17 protein-coding genes and 1 pseudogene are annotated in these 21,929 nt (G+C 70.1%); 4 read left to right on the plus strand and 14 right to left on the minus strand.

Annotation, left to right across the window (positions count from 1 at the left end):
• Positions 1-183 (minus strand): annotated as a pseudogene (locus OQF71_RS07910) (alpha hydrolase); the annotation flags it as partial.
• A 145-nt stretch (positions 184-328) separates the two neighbouring features.
• Here OQF71_RS07910 and OQF71_RS07915 point away from each other — a divergent pair.
• Positions 329-2,338: a helix-hairpin-helix domain-containing protein gene (locus OQF71_RS07915; RefSeq protein WP_280586928.1), complete on the plus strand. Its 2,010-nt coding sequence runs from the start codon at positions 329-331 to the stop codon at positions 2,336-2,338.
• Between the two features lie 36 nt (positions 2,339-2,374).
• Here OQF71_RS07915 and OQF71_RS07920 read toward each other — a convergent pair whose 3' ends face one another.
• The 3 genes from OQF71_RS07920 to OQF71_RS07930 form a co-directional block, all read right to left on the minus strand.
• Positions 2,375-2,755, minus strand: a complete 381-nt coding sequence (locus tag OQF71_RS07920) for a Rid family detoxifying hydrolase (protein ID WP_280586929.1) — start codon at positions 2,753-2,755, stop codon at positions 2,375-2,377.
• Between the two features lie 58 nt (positions 2,756-2,813).
• On the minus strand, positions 2,814-5,765 hold the full coding sequence (gene uvrA / locus OQF71_RS07925; RefSeq protein ID WP_280586930.1) for an excinuclease ABC subunit UvrA: 2,952 nt from the start codon (positions 5,763-5,765) through the stop codon (positions 2,814-2,816).
• Between the two features lie 79 nt (positions 5,766-5,844).
• Positions 5,845-8,103 (minus strand): twin-arginine translocase subunit TatC, encoded by a 2,259-nt coding sequence (locus tag OQF71_RS07930; protein ID WP_280586932.1) that lies wholly within the window; start codon positions 8,101-8,103, stop codon positions 5,845-5,847.
• A 123-nt stretch (positions 8,104-8,226) separates the two neighbouring features.
• Here OQF71_RS07930 and OQF71_RS07935 point away from each other — a divergent pair, with 123 nt between their 5' ends.
• Entirely contained in the window at positions 8,227-9,303 is a 1,077-nt protein-coding gene (locus OQF71_RS07935; RefSeq protein WP_280586933.1) for a twin-arginine translocase subunit TatC, read from the plus strand.
• 300 nt (positions 9,304-9,603) lie between these two features.
• Here OQF71_RS07935 and argF read toward each other — a convergent pair whose 3' ends face one another.
• The 10 genes from argF to mdh all read right to left on the minus strand — a co-directional run bounded on the left by argF (position 9,604) and on the right by mdh (position 20,356).
• Positions 9,604-10,503, minus strand: a complete 900-nt coding sequence (argF, locus tag OQF71_RS07940) for an ornithine carbamoyltransferase (RefSeq protein ID WP_280586934.1) — start codon at positions 10,501-10,503, stop codon at positions 9,604-9,606.
• Positions 10,504-10,578: 75 nt separating this feature from the next.
• Entirely contained in the window at positions 10,579-11,766 is a 1,188-nt protein-coding gene (locus OQF71_RS07945; RefSeq protein WP_280586935.1) for a [LysW]-lysine hydrolase, read from the minus strand.
• Complete coding sequence (locus OQF71_RS07950) at positions 11,766-12,893, minus strand: aspartate aminotransferase family protein (RefSeq protein WP_280586936.1); 1,128 nt, start codon at positions 12,891-12,893, stop codon at positions 11,766-11,768. Before OQF71_RS07950 ends, OQF71_RS07945 begins: the two co-directional genes overlap by 1 nt.
• Complete coding sequence (locus OQF71_RS07955; RefSeq protein ID WP_280586937.1) at positions 12,890-13,828, minus strand: acetylglutamate/acetylaminoadipate kinase; 939 nt, start codon at positions 13,826-13,828, stop codon at positions 12,890-12,892. The genes OQF71_RS07950 and OQF71_RS07955 overlap by 4 nt, the downstream gene beginning before the upstream one ends.
• Positions 13,825-14,913, minus strand: a complete 1,089-nt coding sequence (argC, locus tag OQF71_RS07960; protein WP_280586938.1) for an N-acetyl-gamma-glutamyl-phosphate reductase — start codon at positions 14,911-14,913, stop codon at positions 13,825-13,827. The genes OQF71_RS07955 and argC overlap by 4 nt, the downstream gene beginning before the upstream one ends.
• Positions 14,914-14,941: 28 nt before the next feature.
• Positions 14,942-15,850, minus strand: coding sequence for a lysine biosynthesis protein LysX (gene lysX / locus OQF71_RS07965; RefSeq protein ID WP_280586939.1), 909 nt, complete (start codon positions 15,848-15,850; stop codon positions 14,942-14,944).
• A 41-nt stretch (positions 15,851-15,891) separates the two neighbouring features.
• Positions 15,892-16,080, minus strand: a complete 189-nt coding sequence (gene lysW / locus OQF71_RS07970) for a lysine biosynthesis protein LysW (protein WP_123113496.1) — start codon at positions 16,078-16,080, stop codon at positions 15,892-15,894.
• Positions 16,081-16,317: 237 nt separating this feature from the next.
• Positions 16,318-17,841 (minus strand): argininosuccinate lyase, encoded by a 1,524-nt coding sequence (argH, locus tag OQF71_RS07975; protein WP_280586942.1) that lies wholly within the window; start codon positions 17,839-17,841, stop codon positions 16,318-16,320.
• Positions 17,842-19,077 (minus strand): argininosuccinate synthase, encoded by a 1,236-nt coding sequence (locus OQF71_RS07980; RefSeq protein WP_280586944.1) that lies wholly within the window; start codon positions 19,075-19,077, stop codon positions 17,842-17,844.
• Between the two features lie 364 nt (positions 19,078-19,441).
• A complete protein-coding gene (mdh, locus tag OQF71_RS07985; protein WP_280586945.1) occupies positions 19,442-20,356 on the minus strand; it encodes a malate dehydrogenase in 915 nt (304 codons plus the stop codon).
• 131 nt (positions 20,357-20,487) lie between these two features.
• On the opposite strand from mdh, the gene OQF71_RS07990 reads away from it, so the two are divergent.
• Together OQF71_RS07990 and OQF71_RS07995 are read left to right on the plus strand one after the other, a co-directional pair.
• The gene (locus tag OQF71_RS07990; RefSeq protein WP_280586946.1) at positions 20,488-21,081 is read left to right on the plus strand and encodes a hypothetical protein; all 594 of its coding nucleotides are present in this window, start codon (positions 20,488-20,490) and stop codon (positions 21,079-21,081) included.
• Between the two features lie 126 nt (positions 21,082-21,207).
• The coding region (locus tag OQF71_RS07995; RefSeq protein ID WP_280586947.1) for an MFS transporter at positions 21,208-21,929 on the plus strand (722 nt) is incomplete at its 3' end.

Raw genomic sequence — 21,929 nt, forward strand, 5'->3', positions numbered from 1 at the left:
CGCGACCGCGTCGTCGCCGAGGGCGTCCCGCGCGAGCGCGGCGACGACCGCGGAGTCGACGCCGCCCGAGAAGGCGACGAGGACCCCGTCGCGCTCGCCGAGGGCGTCGCGCGCGGTCGCCGCCTTCGCCGCCGTCTCCGGGTCGAGGGCGTCCCGAGCGCCGGCGAGGGTGTGGTGACTCATGGCCCCGGGTTCGCGGGCGGCGGGAAAAAGCGCGTCGGCCGCGGCGAGGGGGCCGACTGCGGACCGACCTGTAGCCTCGCGCGGCGCGCCTCGGCTGTCCGCGACCCCCCATCCTTTTGCGCGTTGCCGCGATAGCGGCGAGTAGATGGATCTGGAGGCGATCCCCGGCGTCGGGGCGAAGACGGCCGCCGCGCTGCGCGAGCTCGACGACCCGGCCGAGACCGTCGAATCGGGCGACGTCGCCGCGATCGCCCGCGCGCCCGGCGTTAACGAGGCCCGCGCCGCCCGCATCGCTCGCGGCGCGATCCGCCGGCGACACGGCGACGACGGCCGCGTGCTGGCGACCGACCGGGCCCGAGAGGTGTACCGAGAGGCGATCGACCTGCTGCGCGAACGCACGGTCACCGGCTACGCCGCCAAACGACTGGAGACCTTTTACCCGAGCGCGTCCGCCTCCCGGATCGAGGAGGCGCAGTCGTTCGTCGAAGACGCGATCCAGCGCGACCCGGATCCCGCGGTCCGCGAGGCGCTCGACGGGGTCGAGCCCCTGACCGATCCGCCCACGGCCCGCGTTCGCGACCGCTGTCTCGCGACCGCCGACGCCGAGACGCTCGCCCGCGCCGAGGCCGCCGTCCCCGAACTCTCCGTCGAGACCGTCGAGAACGCCCGCGACATCTCCGAGCTCGCCCGGTCGTACGCGACCGTGATCGTCTTGGACGAGGAGTTCGCCGGGCTCGACGTCGAAGGCGACGTCCACGTCCGCCCAAGCGCGCTAGAGACGCCCGCGGAGACCGTGCCCGAACGCCTGCTCGCGTTCTTCGCCGCGAACCGCGAGCGGCTGGAGGCGGCCGCGGCGGTCCACGAGGCGGCCGCGGCGGCGGGCGACCCCGTCGTCGACGGCGACACCGCGGCGGATACGGACGCCCTCCGCGACGCCCTCACGCGGCTCGACGACGACGGGACGATCGTCGGAGACGAGGAACTGGCGCGGCTGACCGCCGCCGTCGACGACCTCGACGCCGCGGTGTCGACCGCGGAGTCGGTCGCCGACGACCGCCTCAGGGAGGCGATCCGCGAACGCGACGTGACCATCGAGGGGACGGACTTCCTCTCCTTAGTCGAGCAGGGCGCCCGGGTCGACTCGCTGTTAGACCGGGAGCTCGCCGACGAGTACGACGAGGCGATGGCTAGCGCCCGCGAGCACCTCGCCGACGCGCTCCGCTTGGAGCCCGAGGAGGCGGAGCTCGCCGAGCGCGTCTTCGGCGAGGACCCCTCGTTTCCGGTCGACCACGACGAAAGCGCCGTCTCGCGGCTCCGCACCGAGCTCGCCGCGGCGCGCGACCGGCGGGCGGCCCGGCTGAAGGCCGAGCTGGCGAGCGACCTCGGCGACCTGCGCGAGCCCGTCGAGGAGCTGGTGCGCGACGCCCTCGAACTCGACGTCGAGCTCGCGGTCGCGCGGTTCGCCGCCGACTTCGACTGCGTCCTGCCCGAGGTGGTCGGCCCCGGACCGTCCGGTCCGGGCTTCCGCATCGAGGGCGGCCGCTCCCCGCTCCTCGACGTCGACTTCGCCGACGCCGAACCGGTCGACTACGCGGTGTCGGGCGCGACGCTCCTCTCGGGCGTCAACTCCGGGGGCAAGACCTCCACGCTGGACCTCGTCGCGCTCGTCGTCGTCTTGGCGCAGATGGGGATGCCCGTCCCCGCGGCGTCGGCGACGGTCGAGCGCTTCGAGGAGGTGCACTACTACGCGAAGTCGCAAGGCACCCTCGACGCGGGCGCGTTCGAGGCGACGCTCCGGGATTTCGGCGACCTCGTCGAGGGCGCCGACGGCCGGCTCGTCCTCGTCGACGAGCTGGAATCGATCACGGAGCCCGGCGCCTCCGCGAAGATCATCGCGGGCATCCTGGAGGCACTCGACGGGCAGGACGCCACCGCCGTCTTCGTCTCCCACCTCGCGCGAGAGATCCGCGACGCGGCCGACTTCGACGTCGCCGTCGACGGGATCGAGGCGGCGGGGCTCGTCGACGGCGAGCTGCGGGTGAACCGCTCGCCGCGGAAGGGACATCTCGCGCGCTCGACCCCGGAGCTCATCGTCGAGAAGCTCGCCGGCGACCGCGGCGGCGATTTCTACGGGGATCTCTTAGAGAAGTTCTGAGCCGCGCGCCGTCTCGTCCCCGCGGCTCGGTGGTCCTCAGTCGTCGGCCAGCTCTGCCGTGACCGTTATCTCGATGTCGAGCGGAGCGGGCAGGCGGGACACCTCGACGCAGGTTCTGGCCGGGTACGGCTTCGAGAGGAACGACTCGTACGCCTCGTTCACCGCGTCGTAGTCGTCCATGTCGATGAGGTAGACGGTCGCCGAGACGATGGCGTCCGCGCTCGTGCCCGCCGCCTCCAGTATCGCGGCGACGTTTTCGAGCGTCTGCGTCGTCTGTTCGGCGACCGACTCGGGCGCCTCTCCGGTGTCGGGGTCGACACCCGTCTTTCCCGACACGTACGCCGTGTCACCGGAGACGATCCCTTGCGAATACGGTCCGAGGGCGTCCGGCACGTCGTCCGTCGTGATCTCGTGCATCGCTCGGAGCGACGACGCGTCAGGGAATCAAACTGCGGGTCGTGCGGCCCGACGCCCCTCAGTCGTCGTCCGCGGCCGCGGGCTTCCGCCGGTCGTCCCGCGGGCCGGCGATGTCGACGTCGGGGAGCAGGTCGCGCAGGTACCGCCCCGTGTGGGAGTCTTCCTCGCGGGCCACCGCTTCCGGCGTCCCGCTGGCGACGAGCTCGCCGCCGCCCTCGCCGCCCTCCGGGCCGAGGTCGACGATGCGGTCGGCGTTCTTCACCAGATCGAGCTCGTGCTCGATGACGACCACGGTGTTGCCGCCGTCGACGAGTCGGTGGAGCACGCCGATCAGCTTCCGCTCGTCCTCCTTGTGGAGCCCCGTCGTCGGCTCGTCGAGCAGGTAGAGGGTGTCTCCCGTCGCCTTCTTGCCGAGTTCCTCGGCGAGCTTCACGCGCTGCGCCTCGCCGCCCGAGAGCGTGGTGGAGGGCTGGCCGAGCTCCATATAGCCGAGTCCGACATCCTTCAGGAGCTTCAGTCGGCGCTGGAGCCCCTGGTGGCTCTCGAAGAAGTCGTACGCCTCCTCGACGCTCATGTCGAGCACGTCCGAGATCGTCGCGCCCTTGTACTCCACGTCGAGCGTCTCGTCGTTGTAGCGCGCGCCGCCGCACTGCTCGCAGGGGACGTACACGTCCGAGAGGAAGTTCATCTCGATCTTCACGGTCCCCTGGCCGCCGCACTCCTCGCAGCGGCCGCCCTTCACGTTGAACGAGAAGCGGCCCTTCTCGTAGCCGCGACGCTTCGAGAGCTTGGTCTCCGCGAACAGCTCGCGGACGTAGTCGAACACGTCGGTGTACGTTGCGGGGTTCGAACGGGGCGTCCGCCCGATCGGCGACTGGTCGATGAGCCGCACCGTCTCGATCTCTTCTATCCCCTCGATAGCGTCGTGGTCGCCGGGGTCGACCGAGGTGTTGTCGTTCATCTCTCGGGCGAGGCCTTTATAAAGAATGTCGTGGACAAGCGTCGACTTGCCGGAGCCGGAGACGCCTGTGACGGTCGTCAGCGTACCGAGCGGGATCGACACGTCGAGGTCAGTAAGGTTGTGTTGACGGGCCCCGCGGACCGTCAGCTCGCCGTCCGGCTCGCGGCGTTTCTCGGGCACCGGGATATCTTTCCGCCCCGCGAGGTAGTCGGCGGTGACGGACTCGTCGGCCGCGACGATGTCGTCGAAATCGCCCTGCGCGACAACCTCGCCGCCGCGCTTGCCGGGGCCGGGCCCCATGTCGATGATCTCGTCGGCGCGGCGCATCGTCTCCTCGTCGTGCTCGACGACGACGAGGGTGTTACCGAGGTCACGGAGCCCGGTGAGCGTGTCGAGCAGGCGGTCGTTGTCGCGCTGGTGGAGCCCGATCGACGGCTCGTCGAGGACGTACAGGACGCCGACGAGCCCGGAGCCGACCTGCGTCGCGAGCCGGATGCGTTGGCTCTCACCGCCCGAGAGCGTCGACGCCTCGCGGTCGAGCGTGAGGTACTCTAAGCCGACCTCCTCCATGAAGCCGAGCCGCGCGCGGATCTCTTTTAAGATCTCCGTCGCGATCGTCGTTTCCCGCTCGGTGAGCCGCCCCTCCATCCCCTCGAAGTGCGCGCGGGCGTCGGCGATCGACATCCGATTCACTTCGGTGATCGGCGTCCCGTCGACGAGGACGTGCCGCGACTGCTGTTTCAGGCGGGTGCCCTCGCAGTCCGGACACGTGGTGACGGCCATGTACTCCTCGATGTGGTCGCGGGCGCGCTCCGAGTCGGTCTCGACGTGGCGGCGCTCCAAGTTCGGGATCACGCCCTCGAACCGCTCGGTCTTCTCGCGGGTGCCGTTCTTCGTGGTCCACTCGAAGTGGACCAGGTCGTCGGTGCCGTAGAGGAACTGCCGGCGGATCGACTCATCTAGCTCCTCGAAGGGCGTGGAAAGCGAGACGCCGAAGTGGTCGGCGACGTTGTCGAGCTGGCGGGAGTAGTAGGTGCGGTCGTAGCTCCACGGCTCGAAGACGTGTTTGAGGGGTTTTGAGGGATCCTCGATCACGAGGCCCTCGTCGACCTCCTTCGTGGAGCCGATCCCCTCGCACTCGGGACAGGCGCCGTACGGGCTGTTGAAGGAGAACGAGCGCGTCTCGATCTCGGAGAACTGGAAGTCCGAGTTGGGGTTGCCGAGCTCCTCGGAGAACTCGACGACCAGCCGATCGTCGCCGTCGGCGTCCGCCGCGAGCGACCCGGTCGATCGGGCGTTGGAGGCGAAGGGGACATCCTCGGGCGGGTCCGGCACGATCAGTTTGAGCGCGCCGCCGGCCTCCTCCAGGGCGGTCTCCACCGAATCGGTGATCCGCGAGCGGGCGTCGGGCGAGACGGTCACGCGGTCGACGATCACGTCGATCGTGTGGTCGTAGTTCTGGTCGAGCTCGGGGTCGTCGAGCGTCAGGTCGACCGGCTCGCCGTCGACCTCGACGCGGGCGTACCCGTCGCTCACGAGCTCCTCGAACAGGTCTTCGAACGCTCCCTTCTGGTCGCGGACGACCGGCGCGGCGATCTTCGCGCGGGTCCCCTCGGGAAGTTCGAGGATCTGAGTCACCATGTCCTGGGCGGACTGCTCGCCGACCTCCTCGCCGGTGACGGGGTCGTACTGGGTGCCGATCCGGGCGTACAAGAGGCGGAGGTAGTCGTGAAGTTCGGTGACGGTTCCCACGGTCGAGCGGGGGTTGTTCGCGGCGTTCTTCTGGTCGATAGAGATCGCCGGCGAGAGCCCCTCGACGGCCTCCACCTGCGGTTTGTCCATCTGCCCGAGGAAGTTGCGGGCGTACGCCGACAGCGACTCGATATACCGGCGCTGTCCCTCGGCGTAAACGGTGTCGAACGCGAGCGACGACTTCCCCGACCCGGAGAGCCCGGTGACGACGGTGAACTCCTCGCGCGGGATCCGGACGTCGAGATCCTTGAGGTTGTGTTCCTCGGCGCCGCGGACCTCGATGTAGTCCTTGCTCATTTCGTCCGCTCATAGCGGGCGAGCGCGGGAATACTCGTCGGTCGCGGCGGTCTCCTGTCGGTCTCGCCGCCCGCGGCGATCAGGGCTCGACGAGCTTCGAGGGCGGCGAGAGGTTCCGGCGTCCTCCGAACGTGACGAGGAACAGGAGCCCGACGCCGACCCCGTACGCCGCCATCAGCGGGAGCGTCGCGAGGAACATCGTGATCACGTCCGCGGGGGTGAACACCGCCGCGAACAGCATGATCCCGACGGTGGCCTCGCGCCAGCGGTTCCGGAAGACGCGGTAGGGGACGCCGGCGTTGTTCAACAGGATCATCGCGATCGGGATGTCCGCGAGGAAGCCGATCCCGATCGTCGTGTAGACGACGAGCCAGAGGAAGTCGCTCACCTGATACGTGATGATCATGTCCGCGAGCCGCGCGTCGGTGACGAGCCAGCCGATGAGCCCCGGCGCGATGTAGGCGTAGCCGAGCGCGAAGCCGCCGAGCAGCCCGCCGAGCAGCGCGCCCGCCCAGAGGTACACCTGCCAGATCCGGCCGGCGACGAAGCCGCGCTCGCGGAGGGCCGGCCACGCGTAGTAGAGCGCCACGGGGAACACCGCGACGAGCCCGAGCAGGACCGAGAACTTCACCATGAAGATCAGCGCCTCGACCGGATGGAGCGTGATGATGTTGATCCCGCCTTCGACTTCGGCCGGCACGCGCCGTTCGAGGTCGTTGCGCACCGTCGCGAGACCGCCGAGGTACAGCCACGTGAACGCCGCCGCCATCACGCTCCCGAAGACGGCGACGAGGCGGAACGACCGCGACCGCAGCGAGTCGAAGATGAACTTCAGATCCGTGTAGTAGCCGCCGATGTCGTCTTCGGCCGCCTCCTCCTCGCCGTCGGTAAGCCCGGAGAGGAACGTCGAGCCTGCGCGAGAGGTCCGGTCCTGCATCGCCCCCATCAGCCCGTCTTGGCCGCCGGACCCGCCCGCGCCGCCGGCGCCGCCAGCCCCTCCGGGGCCCGTCGCACTCGCGTTGCCGCTTTCGTCGCCCGCCTCGTTTTCGCCCGTCCCGTCGCCGCCCCCGTTCACCTCGTCGAAGCGGTCGAGGACCGCCTGCGCCTTCTCCGGTCGGTCGTCGTCGATGGCGGCCTGCGCGAGCGCGAGCGACTCCTCCTCGTCCATCTCCGCGAAGGCGGCGGCGGGCGCGGCCCGGACGCCGGCGGCGTCGAGCTCTCTCACGTCGATGGCGGCCGGATCGCCGTACTGGTACCCCGCGCTCGTCGTGTCGAGATCGGCGTAGACGGCCCACAGCGTCGCGACGACGACGAAGACGAGGGCCCACGCGGCGGCGTAGATACCCGCGGCGGTCGCGGGGTCGACGCCGAGGCCCGCGCCCGGTTCGAGGAAGCGCCAGTCGCTGTTGACGAGCCGGAGGAGGTCGTTGACCGCGGTCCGGCCGCCGTACTCGTAGAAGGCGTAGACGAACCCGCCGCCGAGGACGGCCGCGCCGCCGACGACGTTCCAGTGGTTCCGGGCCGCGCCGAGCACGTCGATGCGGTCGGAGCTCCGCTGGGCCGTCACGACGAGCTTCGCGAGGTAGAGGCTGAAGCCGTATAAGGCGATCAGCGGGAACGCCCACATCAGCTGCGTGAACGGGTCCGGCGGCGAGAACACCGCGCCGAAGACGAAGATGGCGACGACCGCGTAGCGCCACTTGTCGCGGAACGTCTCGTACTGGACGATACCCGAGTACGAGAGCCCGGTGATCATGAGCGGCATCTGGCCGGCGAGCCCGAACGACAGCGAGAGGAAGACGATGAACTCCGTCCACATCACGATGGAGTAGGTGGGTTGGATCCCGGCCTCTAGCCCGAAGCCGGCCAGGAACGAGAACATGATCGGGAAAAAGGCGTAGATACCGTAGCCGACGCCGACGCTGAACAGGCCGACGCCGAGGAGGCCGATCCCCGCGACCTTCCAGCGCGCGACCGGCGACTGCGGCCACGCGCCCCGAGCGCGGAGCTCGCCGCGGGAGACGTAGATCAGCGGCGGGATCGCGGTGATCGCCCCGACGATCAGCCCGATCTTCGCCTGCAGGAGGATCACCTCGAACGGGGTGGTCGCGATGACATCGGCCTCGGCGGCGACTGCGGGGGACATGTTCGACTTCGTGACCGTGTACAAGAAGTCCCAGATGTACACGCGGAGCGCCCAGAACGTCGCGAGGAAACCCAGCAGGAAGACGACGAACACCTTCTGAAGGTCCTTCTGAATCGACCGCAGGAACGCCTTCGCCGACTCGCGTCCCTCCGCGAGCGACTGCTGGGTATCCTCGTCGAGGGCACTCGCCATACGGAAGAGGAAGTCCGTCCCCGTTATCAACCTTTTCGACCCGCCTCGCGGCACGCGAGCCGCGGGTCGCGCTCGGCTCCATCCGAAAAGGCCTATAGTCGCCCGGTCGCGAAGGTGAACTGAATGGACGACTCGGACCGGTCGCGCGACGAGCCATCGGCCCCCGATGACGACTCGGTCGCCGACGCCGCCAGCGACGGCGGCGGCACCGACGCGGACGCGCCCTCCGACGACGAGGGGACAGATTCCGTCGAGTCCGAGATCTCTTCGGAGGTCACGCCCGAGGTCGACAGCGTCGCTGACGCCGAGTCGGAGGAGGACACGGAGTCAACCCCCGAGCCGGCCGACGAGGACGCGACCGCCGAGAGCCTCGGCGACGGCGGGACGCCCGCGACGGCCGAGGACGCGGCCGCCGGGACGGTCGAGGACGCGACGATCGCGGACGACGGCGCCGACGACAGCTCCTTCGAGGGGCTGGAGGCGCCGGAGTCTGACGAGGAGATGCCGCTGGCGGTCCACATCGAGGAGATGATGCGGCGGCTCGCCGTCGTCTTCCTCTTCGGCGGGCTCGCGACGCTGGTCGTCGTGACCGAGTCGACGGAGCTCATCAACTACTTCTGGAGCTACCACATCCCCGCGCCGCTGGAGAACCGCCCGCGGCTGTACGGTCCCCTCGAGCTCCCGCTCACGCGGCTGAAGGTCGCCGGGCTCGCGGGCGTCGTCGTCGGCCTCCCGGCGTTCGTCTACCAGACCTACCGGTTCATGAAGCCCGGCTTATACCAGAACGAGCGGCGCTACTACCTCGCGGCGGTCCCGACGAGCCTCGTCCTCGGCGGCATCGGCATCGCGTTCGCGCACTTCCTCGTGTTGCCCGCGATCTTCTCGTATTTCACCACCTACACCTCCGACGCCGCGACGATCGCCTTCGGGCTCGCAGAGACGTTCAACCTCATCGTCATCATGCTCGCGTTCATGGCGATCGTCTTCCAGATCCCGCTGTTCATTATGCTCGCGATCATGATGAACCTCGTCACCCGGCAGTGGCTGGAGGCCAAGCGGCTGCTGTTCTGGGGCGCGTTCCTCGGGATCGCCTTCCTCTTCAGCCCCGATCCGACCGGGATGGCGCCGATCATCGTGACGCTCACGATGATCACCCTGTACGAGGGGACGCTGGCGATACTGCGCTGGACCGGGAACTAGACTGCTGTTCTGCTTTTTATACGTAGACTGTCGTCGTGGCGACTGGCTCTGTGGATCCATCCGCTCGTTTATAAATGGCTGATAACGGACCGACGGTGAACGCCCCCCTCGCGGCTGTCCCTTTGAACCTCACCCCGCGCGGCGACCGTAGCCTCTCGCCTCCCCAGCCTCGCCGCGGCCGCCGATGGCGGCCGCGGGCTCCCTCGCACGCGCTGTTCGCGCCCTCCGGGCGCTCACAGGCGCGCGCCACCGCTGTTATTTATAAATAGTCCTGCGATACGACCGATTTCCGCTCCGCGCTCACTCCCCGCCGAGCAGCTCGACGAGCAGCGCGTTCTGGGCGTGCATCCGGTTCTCGGCCTGGTCCCAGACGAGGGCGCGGTCGGATTCGAGCACGTCGTCGGTGACCTCCTCGCCGCGGTGCGCGGGCAGGCAGTGCATCACCTTCGCGTCGGTGCCGGCGAGCAGGTCCCGATTCAGTTGGAACCCGTCGAAGGCGGCGAGCTTCTCCTCGCGCTGGTCCTCCTGCCCCATCGAGATCCACACGTCGGTGTAGACGACATCGGCGCCGTCGATGACGGCCTCCGGGTCCGTGGTCGGCTCCACGTCCGCGCCGAACGCCGCAGCGCGGTCGAAGACGGCCGGATCCATCCCGTAGTCGGCGGGGGTGGCCACCTGCACGTCGACGCCGGCCATCGCCGCGCCGACGACGAACGACTGCCCGACGTTGTTCCCGTCGCCGACCCACGCGACCGTCGCGTCCTCGCCGACCGTCTCTCGGATCGTGAGTAGGTCGGCGAGCGTCTGGCAGGGGTGCGCCTCGTCGGTGAGCCCGTTGACCACGGGGCAGTCGGCGTACTCGGCCAACGTCTCGACGTCCTCGTGGTCGAAGAGTCTGGCCATCACCCCGTCGACGTACCGACCGAGCACGCGCGCGGTGTCCTTCAGCGGCTCGCCGTGGCCGAGTTGGATGTCGTCCGGGCCGAGGAACATCGCGTGGCCGCCGAGCCGCGTCATCCCCGTCTCGAAGGAGACGCGGGTGCGCGTCGAGGGCTTCTCGAAGAGCATCCCGAGCGTCGCGTCCCCGAGTCGGGGGTCGGTCTCGCCCGCCTTCATCGCGGCGGCGCGGTCGAGCAGGGCGTCCAGTTCGGCGGGCGTCACGTCGTCGATGTCGAGGAAGTCGTCGGTAGCGAGTGGCATCGTGTGTGGTGTGTGAGTGTGGTACGCGGTGTGGTTCGAAAACGGGTGCGTGGCGGGTGTCGGCGGAGCGGTTCGTTACAGTCGCTCCCGGCAGACGTCGGTCAAGACGGTCACGGCGCGGTCCAGCTCGGGCAGCGGGAGCCGCTCGTCGGGCGCGTGGTCCAGGTCGGAGTTTCCGGGGCCGTAGGTGACCATCGGGCAGTCCCACGCGGCCGCGAAGAGGTTCATGTCGCTCGTCCCGGTCTTCCGAAGCAGGCGCACGTCGCCGCCGGCGGACCGGATCGCGACGCGGAACGCCCGCGCCAGCTCCGTCCGGGGACTCTCCATCACGGGCGGCATCGGCTCGCCCCACTGGACCGATCCGGTCGAGAGCTTCGCCTCCGCGAGCTCGTGTATCTCGTCGACCGGCCGCGAGGGCGGGACCCGCAGCTGGACGTCCATCGTCGTCTCCACGGCGAGCCCGTCGTCGCTCAGCCCGCCGTCGATCGAGATGGGCTTCGTCGTCACCTGATCGAACACCGCGGTCTCCGGGTCCTCGGGGGTGAACGCCTCCTCGACGCCGTGCCACCAGTCGATCGCGTGCTGGATCGCGTTCGGCTCCGGCCGGGAGGAGTGGCCCGACTCGCTCGTGTTCACGTACGTCCCCTCCAGCAGTCCGCGGTACCCGAGCGTGATGCCCGTCCAGCCGGACGGCTCGCCGTTGATCACGGCCCCCGGCGCGTCGCGGTCGTCGATGAGGTGCCGCGCGCCGCCGGAGTCGACCTCCTCGCGGACGACGCCGACGAAGGAGACGCCCGTCTTCACGGCCGCGACAGCCATCGCGACGAGCGGTCCCGTCGCGTCGACCGCTCCGCGGCCCCACAGCACGGGCTCGCCGGGCTCGCCGACGCGGACGTCCGACGGCTCCGGTAACTCTCCTTCCGGGGGTGCCGGCCGCACCTCGACCGGGATGTCCCCCGGCACCGTGTCGACGTGCGAGGTCAGGAGGACGGCGTCGTTCGCCGGCGCCCGGACGTTCCCGACCTCGTCGATCCACGCCTCACGGCCGTTCGCCTCGAAGAAGTCGACGAGCCGCTCGGCCGCGCGCTCCTCCTCGCGCGACGGCGAGGGGATCGACACCATGTCGTACAGCAGCTTCCGGGCCGGCGTGTCGCAGGCGGCGGGGTACCCCCCGCCGGCGACGACGTCGGTCCCGGCCGCGGACGACTCGGCGGCCTCGCCGTCCGCCTCGGCGTCGGTCTCGCGTCCCTTCCCGGTCGACATCACCCGATCACCTCCGCGAGGGCGTCGACGACCGCGTCGGCGTGCTCCCGCTCGATCGTCAGCGGCGGGAGCAGGCGCAACACGGTCCGGCCCGCCGGCAGCGCGAGGACCTGGTGGTCGATCGCGAGGTCGCGCAGCAGGCGGTTCGAGCCGCGCTTCACCTCGATCCCGATCATCAGCCCGTCGCCGCGCACGTCGCGGACGTCGTCGCCGAGGCGCTCCTCGACCTGTCCGCGGAGGTACGCGCCGACCTCGGCGGCGTGCTCGGGGAGCCCCTCGCGCTCGATGACGTCGAGCGTGGCGCCGGCGGCGGCCGACACCACGGGCCCGCCCGAGAACGTCGAGCCGTGGTTTCCGGCGTCCTCGGCGATCCAGTCGCGACACAGCGTGGCGCCGATCGGGAGCCCGCTGCCGAGCCCCTTCGCCGTCGTGAGGAGGTCCGGGACCACGTCGTGCTTGTCGGCCGCCCACAGCGAGCCGGTGCGGCCGAGTCCGGTCTGGATCTCGTCCAGTATCATCGCCGCGCCCGACGTCGCCGTCGCGACGCGGACCGCCTGCAGGTACTCCGTGTCGACGGGGTTGATCCCGCCTTCGCCCTGGAGCGGCTCGAGGATCACCGCGGCGGTCTCCTCGTCGACGGCCTCGCGCATCGCGTCGGCGTCGCCGTACTCGACGAACTCCACGCCGCCCGCGAGCGGCTCGAACCCCTGCTTGTACTTCTGCTTCCAGGTGGTCGCGAGCGCGCCCATCGTCCGGCCGTGGAACCCCTGGGTCGTCGCGATTATCTTCTCGCGGCCCGTGGCGTGCCGGGCGAACTTCAGCGCGGCCTCGTTGGCCTCCGTGCCGGAGTTACAGAGCCAGACGTTGTCGACGTCGACCGGCCCCGTCTCGGCGAGCCGCTCGTACAGCGCCGTCCGCGACGCGTGCGGGTACGACGCCTGCACGTACATGAGCTCCTCCAGCTGGCTCGTCGCGGCCTCGACGACCTCGGGGTGGCAGTGACCGACCGGCGTGCAGGCGTAGCTCGCGCCGAAGTCGAGGTACTCGGTGCCGTTCGTATCGGTGACGTACACGCCGTCGCCGGAGGCGATCTCGATCGGCTTCTCCGAGAAGACGAAGCCGCTCACGCGGTCTCACCTCCGGTCTCGGCCCGTTCTGCAACTGCAGAGCGCTCGATCGTCGTTCCCGCGCCGCCGAGCGCGGCGACGAGAGGGTCGTTGACGTTCGCGTCGGCGACGACGACGCGCCCGGCACCGCCGGAGAGCGCTTCCTTTGCGGCCATCACCTTCTTTCCCATGAACCCCTCGGCGGCGCCCTCGACCGCCGCCAGTTCGTCGGGCGTCGCCGCCGACTCGATCAGGGTGTCGGGGTCGTCCGGGTCGGCGTACACGCCCGCCACGTCCGTCAGCAGGACGAGGTCGGCGCCGAGGGCGCCCGCGACCGCCGCGGCCGCCCGGTCGGCGTCGGTGTTGACCGCGGTGACGCCGCCGTCGCTCTCTTTCCCTTCCATCGGGGGCGAGACGACGGGCGTGTAGCCGTCGTCGAGCAGCCCGGAGAGGAGGCCGGCGTTCACCGACTCGATCCGCCCGGAGTGCTCGCCGCGGCGAATCTTCTTCTTGCCGTCCTCGACCACGCGGACCGCCGACTTGCGAGGCCCGGAGAGGAGCCCGCCGTCGACGCCCGAGAGACCGACCGCGTCGACGCCGGCCTCGCGGAACCGGGCGGTCAGCTCCGTGTTGAGCTTCCCGGCCATCGCCATCGTGAACGCCTCCATCGTCTCCGCGTCGGTGAACCGACCCGTGACGCCGGAGGCGGACTCGACGTACTCCGGCTCCATGCCGAGCCGCTCGATCGTCTCGTCGACGACCGTCGAACCGCCGTGGATGACGACGACCCGCCGCCCGTTGGCGGCGAGGTGGGCGACGTCGCCGACCGCGCCGGCCGGGTCGACCGCCTTCGCGCCGCCGATCTTGACGACGACGGGCGGCTCGTCCGCTGGGTCCGTCGCGGCGTCCGCCGCGGCCGCCGCGGCGCCGTCGCCGCCGGTGTCGAACCCCGTCACGGCGACCCCACGGGATGGAGTCCCTGGAAATCCAGACCGGACTCCTCGGGCAGCCCGAGGGCGACGTTCGCCGCGTGGACCGCCTGTCCGGCGGAGCCTTTGGTCATGTTGTCGATCGCCGAGAAGACGACGATACGCCGGTTGCCGGGGTCGAGCTCGAAGCCGACCTCGCCGTGGTTGGTGCCGGCGACCGACTTCGGCTCGGGGTAGCGGTAGACGCCGCCCCCGCCGGAGACGATCCGCATGAACGGTTCGTCGGCGTAGGCGCCGCGGTACGCCGTCCACAGGTCCCCCTTCGAGACCGGCTCGTCGGGGAAGACGTGGCAGGTCGCGCTCGCGCCGCGCACCATGTCGACCGCGTGGACGGTGAAGGAGACGTCGAGCCCGAGGTACGCCTCGATCTCCGCCTCGTGGCGGTGGCCCGTGGGCGCGTACGGACGAACGACCCCCGAGCGCTCCGGGTGCGAGGAGGCCGCGCCGCCGCCGGCGCCGCCCTCCGAGGAGCCGACCTTCACGTCGACGACGACCTCACCCGCGTCTGGGCCGAGCGCGCCGGCGTCGACCAGCGGCTTCAGGCCGAGGATCGTCGCCGTCGCGTTACAGCCGCCGCCGGCGATCAGGTCGGCGCCGGGGAGGTTCTCGCGGTTGATCTCGGGGAGCGCGTACTCCGCGCGCTCCAGGTACTCGGGCGACTCGTGGCCGTCGTACCACTCGTCGTAGGCGTCGGCCTCGGGGAGCCGGAAGTCCGCCGAGAGGTCGACGACGGTGTCCGCGACCTCGAAGTACTCGTCGATCCGCCCCATCGAGACGCCGTGCGGCGTCGCCGAAAAGAGGACGTCGACGGACGCCAGGTCGTCGGGGTCCGAGAAGCGCAGGTCGAGCCCGCGCAGGTTCGGGTGCGACCGGCCGACGGTCATGTTGTCGGCCGACCGCGACGTGGCCTGCACCACGTCGAACGCGGGGTGGCCGGCGAGGATCCGCAACAGCTCGCCGCCGGTGAAGCCGGTGCCGCCGACGACGCTCGCGGTGTACGTCTCGTCGGGGCTCGCGTCGTCCGCGGCGGTCGCTCCGGACTCCGCCGTCATGCGTGCGCCTCCGTGGCGTCACCGGCGCTCATGGCGCGACCTCCTCGCCGTCGGCCGCCGCGGCGGCCTTCGCCTCCAGCCAGTCGACGACCTTCGCCGGAACGTCGACGTCGGTGGCCGAGTCGAGCGCCTTGAACTCGACCGTGTGGTTCACCTCGTGGACGGTGTACTCGCCCGAGCCCTCGCCGCCGTCCGCTTCCGGCTCGACGCCCACCTCCATCAGGTCGACGCCGAGCATCCCGCCGCCGACCGCGTCGGAGGCGCGCTCGACCAGTTCCAACGCCCGGTCGTCGAGTTCGAACGACGCCGTCTCGCCGCCTTTCGCGGCGTTCGTGAGCCAGTGGTCGGAGGAGCGCGTCATCGCGGCGATCGGCTCGCCGTCGACCGCCAACGCGCGGATGTCGCGGCCGGGCTTGTCGACGAACTCCTGCACGTAGAACACCTTGTGCTCGTAGTGGCCGAGCGTCTCCTTGTGCTCCAAGATCGCCTCGGCCGCGTCTCGGGTGTCGATCTTCGCCATCAGCCGGCCCCACGAACCGACGACGGGCTTGAGCACGCATGGGTAGCCGAACGACTCGATCGCCTCCAGCGCGGCCTCCTTCGTGAACGCGACTTCGGTCGCCGGGGTCGGAATGTTCGCCTCGGCGAGCGCGAGCGAGTTCTTCGCCTTGTCGGCGCAGACGTCGCCCGTTTCGGGCGAGTTCACCACCGGAACCCCGTAGCTGTCGAGGAACTTCGTCGCGTACAGCGAGCGGCTCGTCGACAGGCAGCGGTCGACGACGAGATCGAGGTCGCCGACGTTCGCGGTCGTCGACTCCAGGCCGAACCGCTCCTTGCGAACGTCTATCTTCTCGACCTCGTGGCCGCGCTCGCGGAGCTCGTTGAGCAGCAGCTTCTCGTCCTTCCGGATCCGAGAGTAGAGGATCCCTACGTGCATGTCGACCACTCGCGAGTCGCGGCCGTGGCGGTCGCCGCCATCTACTCGCCCCAGTCCTCCTCGAGTTCGGGCGCCTCCTCCAGCGTGACGGGGTCCAGCGAGATGACCTCCAGCTCGGTCCCGGTGACCGGGCTGTCGATGATCTCGCCGACCTCGACGTCGGCCGGAAGCTCGATCTCCTCGCCCGTGATCGGGTCCTCTGCCAGCAGCGTGTCGGTGTCGCTCGTCATCGTGCCAGACACTCGACCGTGAACACTCATAAAGGCTTCGAACCTATTAGATACTTTACATAAAATGGATCGGTCGCTAACGGAACCAGTTCGTCGAAATCGCGCCGTATTGAGATCGAATATCAGATCTCGGTAGTAAGTGTGTCCCCCTATGGGGACGGTCGTCGGCGTCGGTCGGGTCGACGCCGATTCGACCGGCATCGGTCGAGCCGACGGTCACTTCGGGGTCGTCGCGGCTCAGACATAGCTCTCGACCTCCGCGTCCAGCGTCTCGTCCGCGGCGGCGAGGCCGTCGCGCGCGGTTGCCAGGGCGGCGTCGTCCTCCTCGATCCGCGCCTCGACGACAGGGAGTTCCTCGGCGACCGCCTCGGGGGCCGGTCCCCCGGCGGAGTCGCGGCTCGCCACGCTGGCCCCGGGATCGAGCACCGATTCCACGTCCTCTCGACTCACGTACGCGGAGAGGGGCTCGCCGGTGACTTTTCGAGCGGCCTCGTCAACTTTTGCGGCCGCCGCCTCGGGCGAGTCGTCGTCTGCGACCGCCTCCGCGGCGGTCGCGACGATCTCGTGAGCGGTCCGGAACGGCATCCCGCCCATCGCGAGCAGGTCGGCGACGCCCGTCGCCGTGGAGAACCCCTCGCCCGCGGCGTCCGCGAGCGCCGCCTCGTCCCAGTCGGCGGTCGCGACCGCCCCCGCGGCGACCTCGGTCGCCTCCCGCACGTCGCCCGCGATCTCGAACACGCCCGCGTGGGCACGCTGGAGGTCGCGGTTGTACGCGCGTGGGAGCCCCTTGAGCAGGCTCAGCGTGCCCGTCGCCTCGCCGATCGCGTCGCCGGCGACGCCGCGGGTCAGCTCCAGCGTGTCGGGGTTCTTCTTCTGAGGCATGATCGAGGAGGTGGAGGCGTACGCGTCCGACAGCTCCACGAACCCCTTGTTCGAGAAGAGGATCAGGTCCTCCGCGAGTCCAGACAGCGTCGTCGCGAGCGTCGCGCACGCGGTCGCCCCCTCCCCTAGGAAGTCGCGCGAGGAGGCCGCGTCGGTCGAGTTCCGAACCGTCCCGCCGAACCCGAGCAGCTCGGCGGTCCGGTCGCGGTCGATATCGAACGGCGTCCCCGCGAACGCCGCCGCGCCGAGCGGCGACCGATTGACCCGGTCGTAGGCGTCGAGCAGGCGTGCGGTGTCGCGGGCGACCCCGCCCTCGTACGACAACAGGTAGTGCGCGACCGTCGTCGGCTGGGCCGGCTGGAGGTGCGTGTAGCCGGGCATCACGGTCTCGGTGTGCTCGCTCGCCACCTCGACGAGCGCCTCGCGGAGCGCGACCGTGGCCTCGGCGGCCGCGAGCAGGTCCTCGCGCAGGCGGTACCGGATGCAGGCCGCGACCTCGTCGTTGCGCGAGCGGGCGGTGTGCATCCGCCCGCCGTCCGGCCCGACCCGGTCGATGACGGCCGTCTCGATCGCCTCGTGGACGTCCTCGCCGTCCGGGAGTTCGCCGTGGCCGGCGGCCTCCACGTCGTCGAGCGCGCCGAGGATCTCGCCGGCGACCGCGCTATCGACGATCCCCCGCTCGGCGAGCATCACCGTGTGCGCGCGGTCGACCGCGAGGTCGGCCTCGAAGATCGCCGCGTCGGCGGCGAGGCTCGACAGGAACTCGCGGGCGGGGCCGCCGCTGAAGCGGTCGCGGCGAACGGCGGTGCCGCTTCCCCCCGTCGCGTCACTCGCATTTTCGCCCGCGTCTGCCGCCGTGCCGGGGTCGTCGTCGGTCATTCAGTTCTCGTTCGTCTCGTCGTCGGTTCCGCTCCCGTCCGTGGCCAGTTCGGGCTTCGACACCGCCGCCTTCACGTCGTTGGCGAGGCGCTCTTGCAGCCCGTGGTACTTCGCGACGCCGGTGGCGTCCTCCTGCGCGATACCGGCGACGTCCTCGGTGTTGAACGAGGCCATCTCCTCGGAGTAGACGGCGTACTCCGAGTCGCGGGCGACGACGCGGCAGTTGCCGCCGGACACCTTCACCGTGGCCGTCCCCGTCACCACGTCCTGCGTCTCGTCGACGAACGCGTTCAGCGCGTCGACGACGGGCGCGAACACGAGGCCCTGATACGCCTTCTCGGACCACTCCTGCTCGATCCCCTTCTTGAACGAGCGCTCGTTCTTCGTGAGCACGAGGTCCTCGAGCGCCTGGTGGGCGGTCAGCAGGACGGTCGCGGCCGGGTGCTCGTAGTTCTCGCGCACCTTCAGGCCGAGCATGCGGTCCTCCATCACGTCGGTGCGGCCGATCCCGTAGCCGCCGGCGTACTCGTTGAGGTGCTGGATGAGCGGGACGGGGTCCATCGCCTCGCCGTCCACGGCGACCGGGACGCCCTCCTCGAAGGCGACCTCGATCGTGGTCTCACCCTCAGGCTCCGCGGTCCACTCGTAGATGTCCTCCGGCGGCTCGTAGTTCGGGTCCTCCAGCTTCCCGCCTTCGACCGCGCGCGACCAGATGTTCTCGTCGATGGACCAGACGCCGCCGTCGCCGGCCTCGACGGGCAGGTCCTTCTCGGCCGCGTAGTCGATCTCCCACTCGCGGGTGAGCCCGAGTTCGCGGACGGGCGCGATGACCTCCAAGTCGGAGCCGCGCCAGACGGCCTCGAACCGGAGCTGGTCGTTCCCCTTCCCCGTACAGCCGTGCGCGATGGCGTCACAGCCCTGCTCCTCGGCGACGCCCAGGATCGCCTCGGCGATGACGGGGCGTGCGAGGGCGGTCCCGAGCGGGTAGCCTTGGTACGTCGCGTTCGTCTTCACCGCGTCGAAACACAGGTCCGCGAACTCCGCTTTCGCGTCGACGACGTGGAGGTCGAGCCCGAGGGCATCGGCGGTCTCCTCGGCCTCGTCGAACTCCTCGGTCGGCTGTCCGACGTCGACGTTGACGCCGATGACCTCGTCGTAGCCGTACTCCTCTTTCAGAAGCGGTACGCAGACGGTCGTGTCGAGTCCCCCACTGAACGCGAGTGCAACGGTTGCCATTACAGGAGTACAATGGGTTCACGCCCTTAAATTCATCGTTTTAGTTGCCGCAATAAATTGGTTGCGGCGACGCTGCCGGAGGACGTAGCTGTCACTCTCCGAGACGAAACGGCGCGAACGCGACGAGGGATGAAGATTACTGGCCCGAAGGGGCCCGTCGTCGCGCCGCGCCGGAAGCCGGTCGCGGCGGTCGGACGCCTCGTCGCGGTCGCGGGGCTCGTCGGCCTCGGAAGAGAGCGGCGTCCAGACGAGCCTCCGCGCGCATTACAACCATCTAGCTTCGTTCAAATATAAAAGTATTCCGCAACGGCGCCGGACCCGCACGACGGGTGACGTCGAGCGGTCCGGTCCCGGTCGACGCGCGTCAGGCGATCTTCTCGTACTGCTCGGAGAGCTTCTCGGCGGCCTCGTCGAGCAGCTCCGACTCGTACGCGTCGAGCTCCCACTCGACGACCTCCTCGACGCCGTTCGATCCGAGCTTCGCGGGCACGCCGAGCGCGGTGTCGTCGTAGCCGAACTCGCCGTCGAGCACGACCGAACAGGGGAGCACCTCGCCGGTGTCGTTCAGGATGGCCTCGACCGTGTGCGCGACGCCGGTGGCGGGGCCCCACTGCGTGGCGCCTTTCCGGCTGATCACGTCCATCGCCGACTCCTGGAGGTCCGCGAGGATCTCCTCCTTCTCGTCGTCGTCGAAGCTCGGGTCGCGGCCGTTCACGCGCACCTTCGAGAAGACCGGGGCCTGCGCGTCGCCGTGTTCGCCGAGGATCGTCGCCTCGACGTTCTTCACGGGGGCGTCGAAGCGCTCGGAGAGGACGTACCGGAAGCGGGCGGAGTCGAGCCGACCGCCGAAGCCGACCACCTGACCGCGGTCGCGATCGCCCGCCTCGTACAGGTGGCGGTTCAGCAGGTCGACCGGGTTGGAGGTGGTGACGGTGACGAAGTCGTCGTTGTGCTCGGCTAGCGACGAGCCGATGTCCTCCATGATGGGCGCGTTGTCGCCGGCCAGGTCGATCCGGGTCTGGCCCTCCTTGCGCGGGATACCGGCCGTGATGACGACCACGTCCGATCCGGCGGTGTCCTCGTACTCGCCCTGCCGGACGGTCGTGTTCGAGTCGTAGGCGACACCGTGGTTCGTGTCGGCGGCCTGCCCGATCGTCGTCTCGCGCTGGTCCGGGATGTCGACGAAGACGAGCTCGTCGACCACGTCGCGCAGGGCGAGATTGTAGCCGGCCGCGGCCCCGACGGTCCCCGCCGCACCGATGACGCTAACTTTTGTCATACCGTGTGAAGTTGGATCTGGACGGCGAGTAAACGTTTCGGAACTCCACAAACGTCCGTGCGTATTACGGGTCCCGGCCCCGTCAGACCGTCACGAAAACCCTAACTCCCGCGGCCGCGCACTCTCATCCAGTGCCGACGTTCCGTTACCCGTGTCCCGGCTGTCGGACGACCAACAGCCTCCACGACGCCGACTGCGACTTCGAGGGCGTGAGCTGGCCGACCATCGAGAAGGCGTACACGGACCTCCTCACCGTCCTCACCGCCGAGCCCGACGGGATGGCCGAGTCCACGCTCCGCGAGGCGGTCCACAGCGAGTGGGGCGGGCTCCACAAGGCCGCGCTCGACGCCTTGGAGCGCGAACAGCGGGTGGTCGAGGAGAACGCGCGACTCCGGCTGCTCACCGCGGCCGAGTTCAAGGAGCTCGTCTCCGAGCCGACCCGTGAGCCGATGCGGACCGTCTACGAGTACGGCTCCGTCCCCGGCTGCCACGACAACGCCGTCTTCGCGATGGTCGCGTGGTACGAGATGGTCGGTCTCTCGTGGCCCGAGACCCGCGAAAACGTCGTCGAGTGGCTCCGCGAGTCCGGCGCGTGGGACCGCGGTGGCTTCGAGGAGTCGACGCCGCAAGAGCTCGTCGACGCCAAGCGCCACGTGTACGACGAGGGGTACGGCTGGAAGGAGAAGGGGCAGGCCGCGAAGCGCGTCATCGAGCGACACCTGTAGCGGGCGACGCCCCGGCGGCGAACGCGGGAGCGAACCCGTCCGTCTTTTTAACTTCGCGCGCGGCGTCTCGCCACCGTGACACATCCGGAGGCGGGCGCGGCGTCGACCGAAGCCGACGTCCGCGATATCGGCGAGAGCGCGGCAGCCGCCGGCGACGGTCCCCCGCGGTCCCCCGCCGTCGCCAACCCGCGGCGCGCGCTCGCGGTCGTGATCGGCGTCGTGTTCATCGATCTCGTCGGCTTCGGGATCGTGATCCCGATCCTTCCCTTTTACGTGCGGTCGTTCGGCGTCAGCGACGCCTTCATCGGTCTCCTGGCGGCGTCGTACTCGCTCGCGCAGTTCCTCGCGGCGCCCACGCTCGGCCGGCTCTCGGACCGGATCGGGCGCCGACCCGTCCTGCTCGCGTCGCTGGCGACCGCCGGCGTCGCCTGGGTGACGTTCGGCTACGCCGGCGAGTCGGGCGCGCGATTCGGGACCGCCGCGGCGCTGGGGACGCTGTTCGCCTCCCGGACGCTCGCTGGGGCGATGGGCGGCAACGTCGCCGCCGCACAGGCGTACGTCGCCGACATCACGCCGCGGGACCGGCGGGCGGGCGCGCTGGGGCTCGTCGGCGCGTCGTTCGCGCTCGGCTTCGTCTTCGGGCCGGCGATCGGCGGGCTACTCGCCGCCGACCCCGTCGTGGCCCGCGCCGACGCCCTCTTCCCCGCGTTCGTCCCGGCGACGGCGTACTCGCTCCCGAGCTTCGCGGCGGCCGGGATGAGCTTCCTCGCGGTCGGCGTCGGCGCCGCCTTCCTCGAAGAACCGACGCTGGCTCTTATGCACATCTCCGGGCCCACGGGCCGAAGGCG

The organism is Halorubrum sp. Boch-26, from assembly GCF_029889805.1.
GTDB lineage: Archaea > Halobacteriota > Halobacteria > Halobacteriales > Haloferacaceae > Halorubrum.